At 33.1% G+C, this 14,525-nt stretch carries 14 protein-coding genes and 1 pseudogene; 6 read left to right on the forward strand and 9 right to left on the reverse strand.

Annotated elements, in window-relative coordinates; translation table 11 throughout:
• Nucleotides 1-682 precede the first annotated feature (682 nt).
• A complete protein-coding gene (locus ACQKOF_RS21965; RefSeq protein ID WP_427561720.1) occupies nucleotides 683-1,393 on the forward strand; it encodes a CPBP family intramembrane glutamic endopeptidase in 711 nt (236 codons plus the stop codon).
• Nucleotides 1,394-1,928: 535 nt separating this feature from the next.
• The gene (locus ACQKOF_RS21970) at nucleotides 1,929-5,327 is read left to right on the forward strand and encodes a S8 family peptidase (RefSeq protein WP_427561723.1); all 3,399 of its coding nucleotides are present in this window, start codon (nucleotides 1,929-1,931) and stop codon (nucleotides 5,325-5,327) included.
• A gap of 1,640 nt (nucleotides 5,328-6,967) precedes the next feature.
• On the opposite strand, the gene ACQKOF_RS21975 is transcribed toward ACQKOF_RS21970, so the two are convergent.
• The gene (locus ACQKOF_RS21975) at nucleotides 6,968-7,096 is read right to left on the reverse strand and encodes a hypothetical protein (RefSeq protein ID WP_427561726.1); all 129 of its coding nucleotides are present in this window, start codon (nucleotides 7,094-7,096) and stop codon (nucleotides 6,968-6,970) included.
• 100 nt (nucleotides 7,097-7,196) lie between these two features.
• Here ACQKOF_RS21975 and ACQKOF_RS21980 point away from each other — a divergent pair, with 100 nt between their 5' ends.
• From ACQKOF_RS21980 to ACQKOF_RS21995, 4 genes are all read left to right on the forward strand, one after another.
• Nucleotides 7,197-7,898 carry a response regulator transcription factor gene (locus tag ACQKOF_RS21980; protein WP_427561728.1) on the forward strand — a complete coding sequence of 234 codons (702 nt, stop codon included), beginning with the start codon at nucleotides 7,197-7,199 and terminating at the stop codon, nucleotides 7,896-7,898.
• Complete coding sequence (locus tag ACQKOF_RS21985) at nucleotides 7,895-9,535, forward strand: sensor histidine kinase (protein WP_427561731.1); 1,641 nt, start codon at nucleotides 7,895-7,897, stop codon at nucleotides 9,533-9,535. The genes ACQKOF_RS21980 and ACQKOF_RS21985 overlap by 4 nt, the downstream gene beginning before the upstream one ends.
• A 515-nt stretch (nucleotides 9,536-10,050) precedes the next feature.
• Complete coding sequence (locus tag ACQKOF_RS21990) at nucleotides 10,051-10,317, forward strand: hypothetical protein (RefSeq protein ID WP_427561734.1); 267 nt, start codon at nucleotides 10,051-10,053, stop codon at nucleotides 10,315-10,317.
• A 75-nt stretch (nucleotides 10,318-10,392) separates the two neighbouring features.
• Nucleotides 10,393-10,551, forward strand: coding sequence for a hypothetical protein (locus tag ACQKOF_RS21995; RefSeq protein WP_427561736.1), 159 nt, complete (start codon nucleotides 10,393-10,395; stop codon nucleotides 10,549-10,551).
• Between the two features lie 146 nt (nucleotides 10,552-10,697).
• On the opposite strand, the gene ACQKOF_RS22000 is transcribed toward ACQKOF_RS21995, so the two are convergent.
• The 8 genes and pseudogenes from ACQKOF_RS22000 to ACQKOF_RS22035 form a co-directional block, all read right to left on the reverse strand.
• The gene (locus ACQKOF_RS22000) at nucleotides 10,698-10,835 is read right to left on the reverse strand and encodes a hypothetical protein (RefSeq protein WP_427561739.1); all 138 of its coding nucleotides are present in this window, start codon (nucleotides 10,833-10,835) and stop codon (nucleotides 10,698-10,700) included.
• 202 nt (nucleotides 10,836-11,037) lie between these two features.
• Nucleotides 11,038-11,238, reverse strand: a pseudogene (locus ACQKOF_RS22005) (IS4 family transposase); the annotation flags it as partial.
• 108 nt (nucleotides 11,239-11,346) lie between these two features.
• A complete protein-coding gene (locus ACQKOF_RS22010) occupies nucleotides 11,347-11,514 on the reverse strand; it encodes a hypothetical protein (RefSeq protein ID WP_427561742.1) in 168 nt (55 codons plus the stop codon).
• Between the two features lie 153 nt (nucleotides 11,515-11,667).
• The gene (locus ACQKOF_RS22015; RefSeq protein WP_427561744.1) at nucleotides 11,668-11,982 is read right to left on the reverse strand and encodes a hypothetical protein; all 315 of its coding nucleotides are present in this window, start codon (nucleotides 11,980-11,982) and stop codon (nucleotides 11,668-11,670) included.
• Between the two features lie 65 nt (nucleotides 11,983-12,047).
• Nucleotides 12,048-12,638 carry a hypothetical protein gene (locus ACQKOF_RS22020; protein WP_427561747.1) on the reverse strand — a complete coding sequence of 197 codons (591 nt, stop codon included), beginning with the start codon at nucleotides 12,636-12,638 and terminating at the stop codon, nucleotides 12,048-12,050.
• A 13-nt stretch (nucleotides 12,639-12,651) separates the two neighbouring features.
• Complete coding sequence (locus tag ACQKOF_RS22025) at nucleotides 12,652-13,020, reverse strand: RNase A-like domain-containing protein (RefSeq protein ID WP_427561750.1); 369 nt, start codon at nucleotides 13,018-13,020, stop codon at nucleotides 12,652-12,654.
• Nucleotides 13,021-13,089: 69 nt separating this feature from the next.
• Complete coding sequence (locus ACQKOF_RS22030; RefSeq protein ID WP_427561753.1) at nucleotides 13,090-13,620, reverse strand: RNase A-like domain-containing protein; 531 nt, start codon at nucleotides 13,618-13,620, stop codon at nucleotides 13,090-13,092.
• A gap of 23 nt (nucleotides 13,621-13,643) precedes the next feature.
• Nucleotides 13,644-14,219, reverse strand: coding sequence for a hypothetical protein (locus ACQKOF_RS22035; protein ID WP_427561756.1), 576 nt, complete (start codon nucleotides 14,217-14,219; stop codon nucleotides 13,644-13,646).
• Between the last annotated feature and the right edge of the window lie 306 nt (nucleotides 14,220-14,525).

The raw sequence follows: 14,525 nt of genomic DNA on the forward strand, positions 1-14,525 counted from the left end.
GTTCACGTACGGTTCTGTGAGAGCCTTTGGGTGAAAGTCCTATTGGCTACTCGACTGAGAGGTCGGGAGTTAATCACTCCCTCCTACTCGATTATTTTAGGTAAGATTATACTTAAAAAAGTAAGCTTGTAATCAAATTATGTATATAAATAACTTGTCATCTCCGATACGATTGATAGATGAATCGAATGAAGGAACGTAATACAGATTATCGGATATTCTCTATCGAAAAAAGGACCGGGCGGTTTTTAGAAGACACTGAAAAAGTCGATTTATACCTAAAATTTAGGTATAAATCGACTTTTTAAATCCACGAATACAATTAATAAAAGAAACTCGTTTTATTCCCATTAATCTGTAATCTCACTATAACTCTCTTATTCAGTTTTTAAGATTTTATTAAGGAGCCCATTATTTTACTATAAGGTTATTCCAATATAGTATAGATGTGACTCACATTTAAACACTCAAGGAGGTAAAACAGTTTAAAGAACTGGGTTGCTAAAGTAGAATCTGCTGCACTAATGGTTCCTACTATTTCGGCCTTCGCTGAAGCACCGTTAGTGAAACTAGCTAGCAATAAGGATTAAACATTAAAGAATCAAAAATATGTAATCATTAAACATAGAATCCTAAAAGAATTTCTAATTATAAATACAAATATATAGAGGTGATTCTACATATGCAACCAGCTACACAACTTCCTTATGAACAGAAATACTCTATGTCATGGGGGGAATTTATTAGCTCAGTTTTATTTGCTTTTTTGGGGACTCAACTCGTTACTTTATTCCTAGCAATACCCTTAACTAATTATACAGACAGTTTAACTAATAAAAAACAAATTGCCATGTATGAATCTATGGCAAACACTGCCAGTATCGCATTACAACTAGCCATGGTGTTATTCTTCATATTTAAATTTGAACCAGCGGAAAGATTATTACTAAAATCTTTAAACTTTAAGGCGATTAAAGAATGGCGAACTTACGGATACTTACTTCTTTTTTTCACCCTAAACATTCTCAACTATATCTTGTTAAGTTCTGTATTCCAAGACGCAACAAAGCAGCAATCATCCGCACTAAACTTGGACGTTTTTAATCAATATCAAATAGTATCACTTATCAGCATTGTAATATTCACGCCTATTTTTGAAGAGCTCATTTTCCGCGGTTTTATACTTAGCTTCCTCTCCGAACGCTTTCCATTTTGGATTGCAGCAATTTTAACAAGCTTTTTCTTCGGAATTGCTCATTCATACTCACTTGGAGTAATGGTATTTACTTTCTTCATGGGACTTTTAATGGCGATTTTATGTAAAAAAACGAACTCTATTATTCCAGCTATGTTATTTCATATTATGAATAATATGTCGGCTTCATTATTTTAAGAATGGGCTGTCCCAAACGTCGGGGAAACGACTTTTGGGACAGCCTTATTCTTTTATTTGTGTTTTAAGCTTTTGAGTCTATTTAAAATACAGAGCATTAGATGTTTTATAGTGGTAAATATCGGTGGATGGATAATTAATAAGAAAAAAGCTAAACCCGCATTATCCATGCCCGGAGATGTTACGTTTGCACGGAAATCATAAATGTTTAAGTGGCTTCTATTAGCATATACATTGTCGGTTTTCTCTACATAGGTTGCTATTCCTTGGATTCCAAATTGAAAAATAAGTAAATTCTGGGGTAATATCCCAGCAAGCTGACCCACGCATAAAAACAATAATAGAAACTCGATTTATTCCCATTAATCTACTATAACTCTCATATCCAGTTTTTAAGATTTTGTTAAGGAGCCCATTATTTTACTATAAGGATATTCCAATATACTTACACTATATTGAATGAAAATCTATCATATCATTCATTCAATGTAGTACAGATGTGACTCACATTAAAACACTCAAGGAGGTAAAACAATTGAAGAACTGGGTTAAAAAATCAATTGCTTTAGTAGCAACTGCTGCACTAATGGTTCCTACTACTTCTGCCTTTGCTGAAGCACCACAAAAAACAGCGAAGAACCAAGAATTAGTGAAGCTAGCTAGCAATAAGGAACAAACATCGAAAAATCAAAAGGACTGGATTAGTAAGGATACTATTATAGTCAAACATTCAGGTCTTGATAAGAATGTACATAAACAGATTGGCTCAAAAGTGATCCGATCGATTCCTTCATTAGGATACGATGTTATCAAACTAAACAAAGGAACAACTTTAGAAAAAGCGGTTCCTTATTATGCCAAGCAAAAAGGAGTTAAAAGTGTATCCCCAAGTTACGTGTATCATTCCTTTGACACAGGAGTAGATCCAAAGAAAAAGGATATGTATCATTTGAATCTACTTCAAATTGATAAGGCCCTAGAATTAGCAGGCAACAATGAAGTAAAAGTAGCCGTTATCGATTCCGGTGTGGATTTCAAACATCCGGATTTAAAATCTCAAGTGCTTCCACCATATAATGCTGCAGCACCTGTCAATACATATTCTCCTGCTGGCCATGGAACGCACGTAGCAGGAATTATTGGCGCGGCAAAAGATAATGGTATTGGAGGACATGGGATTAATCCGAATGCTAAGATTCTTCCAATTGATGTATTCAATGGAGAAGAAATTGCCAATGATTTTGTCATTGCACAAGGCATCCTTTACGCTATTGAGCAAGGTGCTGATGTTATCAATATGAGCCTGGGCCTCTATAAAGATTCTACACTACTGAAGGAAGCTGTTCAGAAAGCAATTGAAAAAGGAGTTACCATTGTAGCTGCTGCTGGAAATGAAACGACAGATAATTACTTATTTCCTGCTTCTTACGAAGGCGTTATTGGTGTAGGTTCTACGAATGATAGAAATGAATTATCGGACTATTCAAACTACGGACCGTCAGTTGACGTAGTAGCTCCAGGGGAAGGTGTATACAGTACATTTTATGATGAGAAAAAAGGATCATCCTTTAAAGTAGATAGTGGGACATCTATGGCATCTCCTGTAGTTGCAGGTATAGCGTCTCTACTAAAATCAAAATATCCAAATTTAAAGCCTCATGAAATAGAAGCAATTCTTGAAATGACCGCAAAGGATTTAGGTAAGAAGGGCTATGATCTTACATTTGGACATGGTCTTGTCGATCCTGTAAAAGCATTGCAATTCGACTTAAATAATTTACCTAAACAGTATTCTGAAACAAAAGAAGAGCGTATGAAAAATGCAAAAGTCCTTAAAAAGAATACATTGAATACGGAAAAAGGTGAATTCAAGCAGCCGGACGAAAAGAAATGGTACAAGGTTGATTTAGAGGCAAGTCAATATGCTCAACTGACATTAAAAGGTGCAAACAAATACGATTATGCATTTGATTTGTACTTCTACCCTGAAGGTCACAACGAAGAAGTAGAACCCATTAACGTCAATGATGTTCGAGTAGGCGAGCAAGAAGGATACCTATATAAAGCAGATCAAAAGGGAACCCTTCTTATTGGAGTTAAAGATTATAATGGTGGCTATAGCACAAAGGGCGATTCTAACTACGTCTTCACAGCTCAAACGATTAAAAAATTGCCAATTGATTCATTAGATATGGAACATAAGGAGAAGATTCAAAAATTCCCATTCAGTACAGCGGGAAAAAACTATACCCTACTTTCTGAAGATCATCAAGGAGACCAAGATTATTTTACATTTACAGTAAATAAACCAACGACACTGAAATTTGATTTATCTGATATTCCAGGTGTTACAACAGCATCTTTGGAACTTTATCTAAAAGAGGACTTAGATAAAGACTTAAACGCCTATCCTATCCAAGGATCCTTCGGAACGGATAAAGGCAACGGAGTAAGCCTTGTTGTCGATGCTATTCCTAATAAAGAGTATGTAATAAGCGTAACTAATAGAAACCCTTTCAATACTCAACTTAAGATGTTCCTTAGTGGCGGCACTGAAGAAATTATAAGTGAATCCATCATTCCTTACACATTAAAAGGTGAAATCGTTACCATTCCTAAAGATGAAGATGGGTTTCCATTAAATAAAGAAGTGCTAGAAAATAACGAACAAAAGTCTCAATTACCTATAATGACTGATTTAATGAATAAGTTCTCGCCTCAAGATGGATCTGGAATTCCAGAAGACATGGATGTATTTGACGTGGATTTAATTATGGAAAAAGCGACTCGTTTTGATATTGGTAAAAATCAAAAAGCATACTTCCAAACAGAAGATGATGAAGATTACTTCTTATTTACAGCGAAAGAAGATGCCTTATATGGTTTCCAATTAAAAAAAGGTATGAACCAATCACCAGCTAGTACTTTATATGAATATGATGAGAAAACAAATGAATTTAGCCCAGTTACTTCATTAACTAATGGTTTGGGGCGTATCGATCAACTTCTTAGATCAACAAATAATGAAAATGATACAAAGCCAGTTGCATTGAAAAAGGGCAAAACCTATGTTGTAAAAGTAATAAATCTTGGTGAGCGTTCTTCTGAACCATATACGCTTAAAACAAGTAAAATAGCAGCTATTCCAGAAGCCTATAATAGAGATAATAAGACGCCAGAAGCACCTCAAATGATTCAACCGGGTATCACTTATAAAAATCATCTCATTTATCAAGAGGATATTGATTACTATTATTATAAACACCAGGGGAAAGATGAGGTCATGAGTATTCATGTTTCTTCCGTACCATTCACAAAGGAACAGCTAGATCAATTACCTAAAGAGCTTCAAAAGAACTTGGAACTTTCAGGCCGCCTTATTGAAGATACAAACGGCAATATGGGAATTGATGATAAAGAATGGGATGCAGCAATTCAGTTTGACAACTTAGATACCTCTTTTAAAGCTAAAAAGGATCACGGTTATTTTATTCTTGTTAAAGAAGCGTTTGGACAAGTATCAACTCAACCATATACTTTAACTTTGATTGATCATAAAAGAGTAGATGAAGATGCAGATTCTAAGCTAGTTAACGGTATACCGACAAAGCCAACTATACTTACGAAAAAAGACGATAAATGGGTTGCTACTCAATATTTAAATGTAGGTGTTCCATTTGGTGATAAGGACTATTTTGAATTTAACAATGACCGCAAACGCGATGTGTTCTTTTCTCTCCAAACAGAAAAAGCACTAGATGGCGTCATTCGTATTATTGACGCAAAAGGAAAAACAGTAGAGACTTTAGATCTTCACGGAGCTGGTGATGCTGAAGTAGGTACAGTCCAACTGGATGAAGGAACATACTATATTGAAGTAAGAGATTATTACGATAGAGCTAGTACACAACCATATACACTTGAAATAATATAAGATTAGGATAAAAGATAGTGTAGTAGAGGCACTATTTTAGTCCCCTAGATGATGAAAAATCTAGGGGACTTTCTTTTATAATCGAAATCAAATTGCTAAATTGAAGCGGAGATATTAAGTAACAATAAAGTTGTTTTACTTCTTTCAGCAAATATTTTTTATACCGAAAGTGTAGCGACGGGTATAGAGGTATTCACACATCTCAAATGGACCTCGCTTATTTTTTAAAAAGTAGAAAAAGCTCGCTACACAACTTCATTGGCGAAATAAAGGAAAGATTGAAAAGGACCAATTCTAGTATAGTAAATGAATGCATTATCACAAAATGAATGTAAGCAAGCCATAAGGTTTCTTACAAAAATAGTCGATTTTATTGGTCTTGCTTATGTTTTTGTCAAAGCCTCCCCTATCTATTTAATAGTCATATACCTTCTTATAAGACTTTAAAACCTCTTATTCAGCTTTTAAGGTTTTATTAAGGAGCCCATTATTTTACTATAAGGTAATTCCAATATACTTACATTATATCGAATGAATAGTACGGTTACATATTTGATAATAAAACGAGTTTCTTTTATTGATTGTATGTAAGGGTTTAGTTTACTTGGGATATTACTTGCAAATTTACTTATTTTCATTTTGGAATCATAGGAAAGTATATATTTTGAAATGTGTAGCGAGCTTTTTCTATTTGAAATAATATAAGCGATGTCCATTTGAACAGAATTTATATATCTGGATGTACAGAAGGAGGTTAATAGAATGCTGACGTATTTATATGTAGCACTTGCCGTCGTAATTGCTAACTTAATATATGCTATCTTAGTTAATATCTTTGGCAACATAAAAAGAAAAAAGAACCTCAACTAGAAAGACTCCAATGAAGTTGAACATCATAGAGGCCCTTTCGTCTAATAGCAACATAATGAATAGGGAAGTTACTTTTTGGGAAATAAAACGAGTTTCTTTTATTGATTGTATTTAGTTTACTTGGGATATTAATTTACTTATTTTCATTTTGGAATCATAGGAAAGTATATATTTTGAAATGTGTAGCGAGCTTTTTCTACTAAAAAAATAAGCAAGGTCCATTTGAACAGGTTACATATGTGGACGCACAGGGAGGATAGTAAAATGCTAACGTTTATATGTTATACATGTGCCTTTGTAATTGCTAATTTAATATTTGATATCTTAGCTAATATCTTTGGCAACATAAAAAGAAAAAAGAACCTCAACTAGAAAGAATCCAATGAAGTTGAACATCATAGGCCCTTGGTCTAATAGCAACATAATGAATAGAGAAGTTACTTTTTTGGAAATAAAACGAGTTTCTTTTATTGATTGTATTTAGTTTACTTGGGATATTACTTGCAAATTTACTTGTTTTTCATTTTGTAATCATAGGAAAGTATATTTTGAAATGTGTAGCTTTTTCTACTTTAAAAAATAAGCGATGTCCATTTGAACAGGTTTGACATATTTGGACGCACAGAAGGAGGATATTAAAATGCTGACGTTTTTATATTATACATTATATTTTACATGTGCCTTTATAATTGCTAACTTAATATATGCTATCTTAGCTAATATCTTTGGCAACATAAAAAGAAAAAAGAACCTCAACTAGAAAGACTCAATTACTTTAGCCTTTCTATCCAAAACATCGTCCCATCTACATCTATTATTTCAGCAAGTTCTCTCCCTTTAAAGATGGCAAATAAACTAACTAACCCTACGTCAATGAAGGTAACACGTTTTGTTTTCATTGCGTTTTACCTCCTTAATTGGTTATCGTATACATAGTAGTTGGTAAGGCTTATCGTAAAATAATGACTACTTTAAAGTAATCTTATAAGAGGTGATAGTATGCAAGATGCGTCAATTTTAGTGTTGGAGGATGAACGTGCAATTGCGGAAATGATTGAAATCATATTAAGAAAAGAAGGATTTTCAAACATTACACTGTGCTATACAATTCAAGAAGCAAAAAAGAAAATTAAAATGAAGGTTTTTGATTTTTATCTATTAGATATTATGCTTCCAGATGGTAGTGGTCTGGATATGTCGAATATTATTCGTGAGCAAAGTGAAGCGCCTATATTCTTTTTAACTGCAAAAAGTAGTGATGCAGATAAGCTTCGCGGTTTTATGAACGGTGCAGACGATTATATTACGAAGCCATTTAATCCACTTGAGCTCGTTGCGAGGGTAAAGGTACAGCTTACAAGACATATGAAGAAAAAGGTTGTGCCAGAAACCCGTTTATTTACATGTGATGAGTTTACATTTGATATTGATGCAGCAGAGATAACTGTAGATGGTATAAAGGAAATTATTAGTGGGCGATTATTTCACTTACTGAAGTATTTATGTGAAAACGTAGGGCAAGTATTATCAAAGGAGCAAATTTATGAGCGTGTATGGGGCGATTGTTTGTTCGATGATAATACAGTAATGGTACATATTCGAAAACTACGAGAAAAAATTGAAAAGAATCCAAGTAAACCAACTTACATTATAACTGTGAGGGGTATTGGTTATAAACTTGTTGGAGATGTTCTTTCATGAAGCCAGCTAGAAGATTAACACTTCGTTTTGTGTCTTATTTCAGCATTTTTTATTTACTAATCATTATAGGTTTTATTATTAGTTTTTTGCTTTTTTCGTTTTTTATCTATAAGAACTCCGGTGAAAATATTCATACAATGACTTACGATGAAATAAAAGATGAAATCATTGTAAAAAAAGGTGAATCCGTTGAAATTAGCGATGATTTAGTAAAGCGGGCTAAGGAGAATGCAGGGCAACTTTATTTGTTCAATCAATCGATGGACATTATTGATTACACAGGAGATACATGTGAACTATGTGGAAAGTCAGATACCGAAATAATGGCTCTTCAACGAATGGGGATGCATACGTGGGAGATTTCTAAATATTATTTGTTATTTCTCCCTATATCACCTGTCCAACCACTTTTTGAGGAATCACTACAAAATTGGAAGGCTACAGGGGAAATTTCAAACTTGGTACTCCAGCATTTACATGACAATAAGGCATCTGTTGAAATCTATAATGAGCAATGGGAATGTGTAGAAGTCATTGGTGAGCGTTATAAAAAGCTGCATAAGCCTCAGTTGCTAGAAGAAAAATACGATATTTTTGAGCAAAAAGAGTTTACAAAAAATGCTGCTTTGGAGGATGGCTCGACTCTAGTTGTACGGATGCCCAATCCATCATACAAGCCATTTGAGGATCCTTTTAATAAAGCGTTAATTGTATTTGTTTCTTCCTTCTTTGGACTTCATATTATATTGCTAATTGGGGTTATCTTTTTATCAATTAGCATTTCCCGACAGTTTGTTCGTCCTCTTGTTTATGTACTATCTCGTATTGAGCGACTTGCACAGTTTGATTACAGTGAAGTAAGAGAGAAGAAGGTACATCATCGAAAGACAGGTAAATTAAAAAGGAAATTTAAATTATTCCAGCCAGTTGATGAATCTCTCAATCACTTATCGGAACGTCTTGACTCTAATGAACGGCAAATTAAGCAAGCAGAGCAATTACGTGAGGAATGGATAACAGGCTTATCACATGATTTAAAGACACCGTTAAGCTCTATTTTTGGTTATTCAACTATGCTTGCTTCTGAAGATTATGAGTGGACAAAGGAAGAAATGCGCGTCTTTGCAACTACAATGCAGGAGAAGGCGACGTATATGGATGCTCTTATACAAGATTTAACATATACGTACCAATTAAAAAATAAAGCGATCCAGCTTGAAAAAGTGTTAATACCACTCAACATGTGGTTACCTCGATATGCAGATGAGCAGGTGTCTGTAAAGGTTTATGGTGATCTTATGCTCGAAGCTGACGAGCTTTTATTGAAGCGCATTTTAGATAATTTAATAACTAATGCTAAAAAATATACTCCTGATGGTACAAAGGTAAGTGTAGAAGCGCAAAATATCAGCAATGAAATTATGCTGACCATCGCCGATAAAGGTCCTGGAATCCCTCAGGAAGAGCTTGATAACCTCTTTGAGCGATATTATCGAGGGACTAATACTACAGACGATACAACTGGTACAGGTCTAGGATTGGCTATTACTAAACAGTTAATTGATTTGCACGATGGATCTATTAGTGTCCAATCGGGAGCAGAAGGTACAGTTTTTGTGTTGAAATTTAAACAATAAAATATTGTAGATTTGGGCAGTGCAGGTGAAGAATCATTCACTCTGTACTGCTATTTTTTTGTGAAATATCATTACTTATTTCAATCACACTCTTCACATTTAATCTAAGACTTTTTTGATGTTAATTTAATGAATAATTGTTTGAACATGCTCGTAACTAGAGAAAATTAGCAATGAAACATGTTTTTTAAAAATAATATAACATTTTTCGAGTTCTTTTTAAGCAACTACCACCAGAAGAACAAGATGCTGAAGAAATTGCAAAATGGTTATCAAACGAATCAGGTTTAACAATAACAGCTGAAGGAGAATATTTAAACTTTGGTTTAGTATCAGGTGACGAAAGTGTAGAGCAACTTGATGTAAGTGAGGTTCAAAATCCGTATATTGTATCTCGCTCGTACTCATTTACGGAAATAGCCGCATGTGTTGGAGCTCTTGGAGGACTTGTACCTGTAACAAAAATCCTCAAAATTAACAAAGTATTGAAATCTCTTGGTGGCGCTGCGAAGGTAATGGAACAAGTTCTTACAAATTATAAATATTATCGCAAAAACAAAGGGTACAGCCAATCAAAAGCTCTTAATCAAGCTCTAGAAGATTTTTCTGTAGGCAGTAAATTATCTTCAGGTTCAAAACAATTACTTTTAGATTTCTTTAATATAAATGTAATCATAGGATCTTGTGGACCTTTAATTTCATACGATAATGATAAACAAAATCTAAAAAATGAAGATGAAAACTACTTTTTTAACGAAAATGCTCTAAAAAATTTCGCTTAATAAGCACACGGGAAAAAGTGGGGATTTATTAATTCCACTTTTTTCCGATACTTAAGAGAAACAGGAGTTTAACAAATGCGGAGTTACTTACTTTACTTTTTATTACTAATAATAATTCTAATAGCAATGGTGGACACTTGGGGTGAAACCAATAAAACAATTATGTATGGAATTGCGATTATGAGTGTCATTAGCTTAATAATTATAAAATCAAAAGAAAGAAATAAAAAATAAAAAAAGCTCTAGTGCTCAGCCTTGGACTAGGAACTGAGCGCTGGGGCTTAAATAGTACTAAGAGTGCTGCATCTGCAACACACCTATAACACTCGTTTCATCACACATTGTTTTCATCTTTCAATAAAAACTTTTCAATGCATTTGTTAATCTTTTGTGAGAAGCATCTCATCAACATCTGTATTTACACCTAGTTTAAACGTATGCGTTAACCTTACGTTACCATAGTTATCTTTAGTTGCTTCTAGTTTAAAATCGTCATCCTCTAGCAATATGTGCTTCATGTACTATTCCTCCTCTTTTTACTTTCACGACGCTAAAAATAATTTATTCACAATTGATCACTACCGTCGCATGAATTTTGACCGAAATTTCAGATTTCTTTTTTCGCCTTTTTAGAGGAAAAACAAAGACATGTAAGCAGAGGTAGTAAACATCCATATTTTTACTATAACCTTTGACTAGGGCAATAGAACATAGAACCCTTTACGGGATGCTCTTTCCTTTGATTTTTCGAAGCCAAATATGTGCGGATTTCCACAAGGTCGCTTTTAGGAAACGGCTAATTTGTAAGTACGTTTGTGAACTGTTGGTAGCTAGCTGTGCCAACACGTTTAGGCAGTACACAATCATGGCTATGTACACTTGATTGTGTACTGCCTGTTCACTTTGGCCATAGAATTTTTTATTTCAATCCCATCATGAAAAGAATCATTCCGTTTTTTCTTATGTAGTTTACGGTTAACAGTGTAAGTAATCGTCGCTGTGCTTTGTTCTTCTGTGTGCTCAGATTCGTTAAAAGATAATGCGCTCATCTACGCCATTAAAGAAGGAAATTTCAGCGATAGTTGTTTTAATGATGCAGCCCGGCTCAGGAGAATTTTGTGGTGAAGTTGTTGATGAAGAGTTGTCAGTGATCGGATCTAGTGTCACAGGGACAATTGTTAGTTTGGTAGTTGACATAAAGAAGCACCTCCTCTAATTTGATACATTTATCGTACCGGAGGTGCCTGGTTGTTTATATGCGTTATTTGATTACGGGCTTACTCAATTCCAGCCTTAACTTTAAAGACCAAGATAGCTTAAATGCTGTCTTGGTTATTTTTTAATCCATGATTAAAATTTTACATAACCCTCATCGCTGTCTATGTCAAGAAAATAAAATTCCTGAACCCCATGTTCTTCCTGAAAATATTTCTTTATCATTTCTATATCTTCTCCAAAAAAAGGGTAAGGATTAGAAAAAAAAGAGATTTTATATTTTGATTCTTCATATATTTTTCCATCAAATATTTCATCGTTAAACTGAATATCAATATTATGACCACTGTAGGCTATGTCATATGTTCCATCTTCTTTCAGCCCACATTTGTCTTCAAACGGGATAAACTTAATTTTATAAGTTCTTTCATTTATAGTTAGTGTTTCCATGTTACGTTAACTCCTTGTTACTCGAATTAAAAACCTTCTCAGTTTTTAATTGGTTGAATTAATAATTATTGAGATAATTTTTCAAACATTTCTTGAATAAAAGAATCTCTGTATTCAGATTCTAAAATATAGACTCCTTTGTCATTGGCTATTTTCAGTAATTCTTTCTTTTTAGTTTCATCATTCTCGCTAAATGTTTTTTCTACATATTGCAAATCCTGCTTGAAATGTTGAATAAATGTATCTCCTTCTCTTTGAATATCAATAGCAATAAGGTCAAAAGATAAAAACATATTCGTTGGAATAATAATTGTATCAAACGTATAAGTTAGAGCTTTCAAAGGAACATAAGAAATGTCTTTTTTATATTCATATTTTTCGATAATAGGTAAAATCTCATTCACTAGTCTTTGTATTGCTCTAACATCAAATACTTGGGTATATTCCAAGTATTTGATATTAATAATATCTTGTATTTTATCATATTGATTTTGATTTAATAGTTGTTTAAGATATAGGATTTCTTCTTTGAATTTTAAGCGTTCTTTTCTAGATAGTTTCCTATGATCAATAACCGCATCTTCAAGTTGTTCCCACTCAACCTGTGGGGCAAAATAGACTTGTAAAAAATACTTAGTTTCATCAAGCTTTTCCATTCCGATAACTCCCTTATTGATTGTATTCTATTAATGGTGCTGTGAAAATAATGTAAAATCCTTCTTCAGAAAATCCTGATTTCTCTAAAAGGATATAACTTTTTGTTAGATCCGTATACTTTTGCTTTGTGCGCTGTGAAATACCGTAGCCAATAGGATATTCATGGTTTGATTCTAATCTAATACGTCTACGTGCTTCACTAGAGTCTTCCCATAGCCATTGAGCAATTTCTTGGCTATTCCTATTCAGTATTTCATTGACAACTCGGATCGCCATATCTCTGTTATAAAAGCAAGTAATATCATTAAAAGAAAGTCTTATTTTTCTTTCTAATTCTTCATTTGGCAAATCATAAAACATTATATCTCTTTTTGATTGCATTCTTTCAACCCCTTTAAAAGCTTATAAAAATTATGTTAATAAACCATAAACAAAACTTCAAGATTTTAATTATTTAACATATGGATATGCTGTTTTTACAATAAAACCATATTCATTACTATCATCTTTCTTTAGTACTACTATCCCTGTATCAAGTTTGTCAGATCTTTTATATTCATTCTTTTGTTTATTAAATTTGTATCCATATCCTAAAGGGGTTTTAGATTTGTGTTTTCTAGAAGTAAAATCATCTTTTTTGTCTGATTTTAACCATTTAGCAATATGATCAGCTTCGTCATCTAGAACATTATTAACAAATTCTTGCATGACTTTATGATTTGTAAATTTACTAGCCCCCGTTTTGTCTTTGGTTTTAGATCGGGCTTGTAATGCTTCATCAGTAATATTCATATGAGTAGCTAGTGTGTGTCCACGATCGTTACCTTTACCTTCAGATGAGTTAATAAGTTTTTTCGTATCATCTACACTCATTTTTTTGATTTTTTCAGCTGATGTTTTCACTAAAGCATCTTTTAATTTTTTTGAAGTTTTTTCATTTATACCAAATTTGTCTATAATTACATTAGCAAATTTGCTCAACTTTTTAAAACTTGGTCCAGGAACTAAGTCACTAAAGCCAATGCAATATCTGTAACCTTTGATTTAGGGTCTACGATTGTCTTATAAACATTATAAATGTCTTTTGCAGTACCGACTCCAGGGATAAAATCAGTTACAATATCAAAAACAGTTCCTGCAATATCCCAATATTTATCTTTTGAAGATTTAGCCACAAATAATTCTCTTGATTTCCCTGAAATTTCCACGGTATCTAACGATGCTGTTCTCACACCGTCCATACTATTGAGATTGTTAAGTGTAATCACTGAACTACCAAGGCTAGAGGAATCAACACTATAAAAAATTTGATAACCAGTATCTGATCTAATATTAGTTGGATTGTTCGAAATTGAATTAGATTGTCTGTTAGTAATTTGTGATCTTACACCATTTTCTAGTGCAGATTTTGATTTAGTTATAACTTGTTTAGGATTTTGTTTACTACCTTTAGAAGAATTACTAGTGTTTGAGTTTGATTTTTTTTCTAAGGCAATGTTCCTCATGACTTTTGCCATTTTGTTTGTGTCAATACCATATGTACTAATTTTTTTACTAGGACCGGGAATACTTCGAACCATATACAAAACCACCTATAATTTATTTTTTTACAATTTTATTGCAAAAATTAGTATATGTTACCAGAGTTGGTTAGCAAATTATTTTTGTGTATATAATTTTGTATATTAAGCAGATTTATTCTCTTTTGGGTACAAATGTTAAGAAATAAGAATATAGAAACTTTTGAGAAAATATGTAATTATATGACAAGTATAAGGACTTTTGGATATGGGTTAGAAATAAATAAGGAGTCTAATAGTGTGAAATTCTCTGTTAGACATCGTGACAAAGGATTTATTATTGATTTAATGAATAGGAATTTAAAC

It is taken from the genome of Lysinibacillus sp. NPDC093190, from assembly GCF_050280425.1.
In the GTDB taxonomy this organism is placed as follows: Bacteria; Bacillota; Bacilli; order Bacillales_A; family Planococcaceae; genus Lysinibacillus.

What these genes read in the sequence shown, in the direction of transcription:
- ACQKOF_RS21965 (WP_427561720.1), top strand. Translation starts at nt 683, where the DNA reads ATGCAACCAGCTACACAACTTCCTTATGAACAGAAATACTCTATGTCA.
- ACQKOF_RS21975 (WP_427561726.1), bottom strand. Translation starts at nt 7,096, where the DNA reads ATGAAAACAAAACGTGTTACCTTCATTGACGTAGGGTTAGTTAGTTTA.
- ACQKOF_RS21980 (WP_427561728.1), top strand. Translation starts at nt 7,197, where the DNA reads ATGCAAGATGCGTCAATTTTAGTGTTGGAGGATGAACGTGCAATTGCG.
- ACQKOF_RS21985 (WP_427561731.1), top strand. Translation starts at nt 7,895, where the DNA reads ATGAAGCCAGCTAGAAGATTAACACTTCGTTTTGTGTCTTATTTCAGC.
- ACQKOF_RS21990 (WP_427561734.1), top strand. Translation starts at nt 10,051, where the DNA reads ATGGAACAAGTTCTTACAAATTATAAATATTATCGCAAAAACAAAGGG.
- ACQKOF_RS21995 (WP_427561736.1), top strand. Translation starts at nt 10,393, where the DNA reads ATGCGGAGTTACTTACTTTACTTTTTATTACTAATAATAATTCTAATA.
- ACQKOF_RS22000 (WP_427561739.1), bottom strand. Translation starts at nt 10,835, where the DNA reads ATGAAGCACATATTGCTAGAGGATGACGATTTTAAACTAGAAGCAACT.
- ACQKOF_RS22010 (WP_427561742.1), bottom strand. Translation starts at nt 11,514, where the DNA reads ATGTCAACTACCAAACTAACAATTGTCCCTGTGACACTAGATCCGATC.
- ACQKOF_RS22015 (WP_427561744.1), bottom strand. Translation starts at nt 11,982, where the DNA reads ATGGAAACACTAACTATAAATGAAAGAACTTATAAAATTAAGTTTATC.
- ACQKOF_RS22020 (WP_427561747.1), bottom strand. Translation starts at nt 12,638, where the DNA reads ATGGAAAAGCTTGATGAAACTAAGTATTTTTTACAAGTCTATTTTGCC.
- ACQKOF_RS22025 (WP_427561750.1), bottom strand. Translation starts at nt 13,020, where the DNA reads ATGCAATCAAAAAGAGATATAATGTTTTATGATTTGCCAAATGAAGAA.
- ACQKOF_RS22035 (WP_427561756.1), bottom strand. Translation starts at nt 14,219, where the DNA reads ATGGTTCGAAGTATTCCCGGTCCTAGTAAAAAAATTAGTACATATGGT.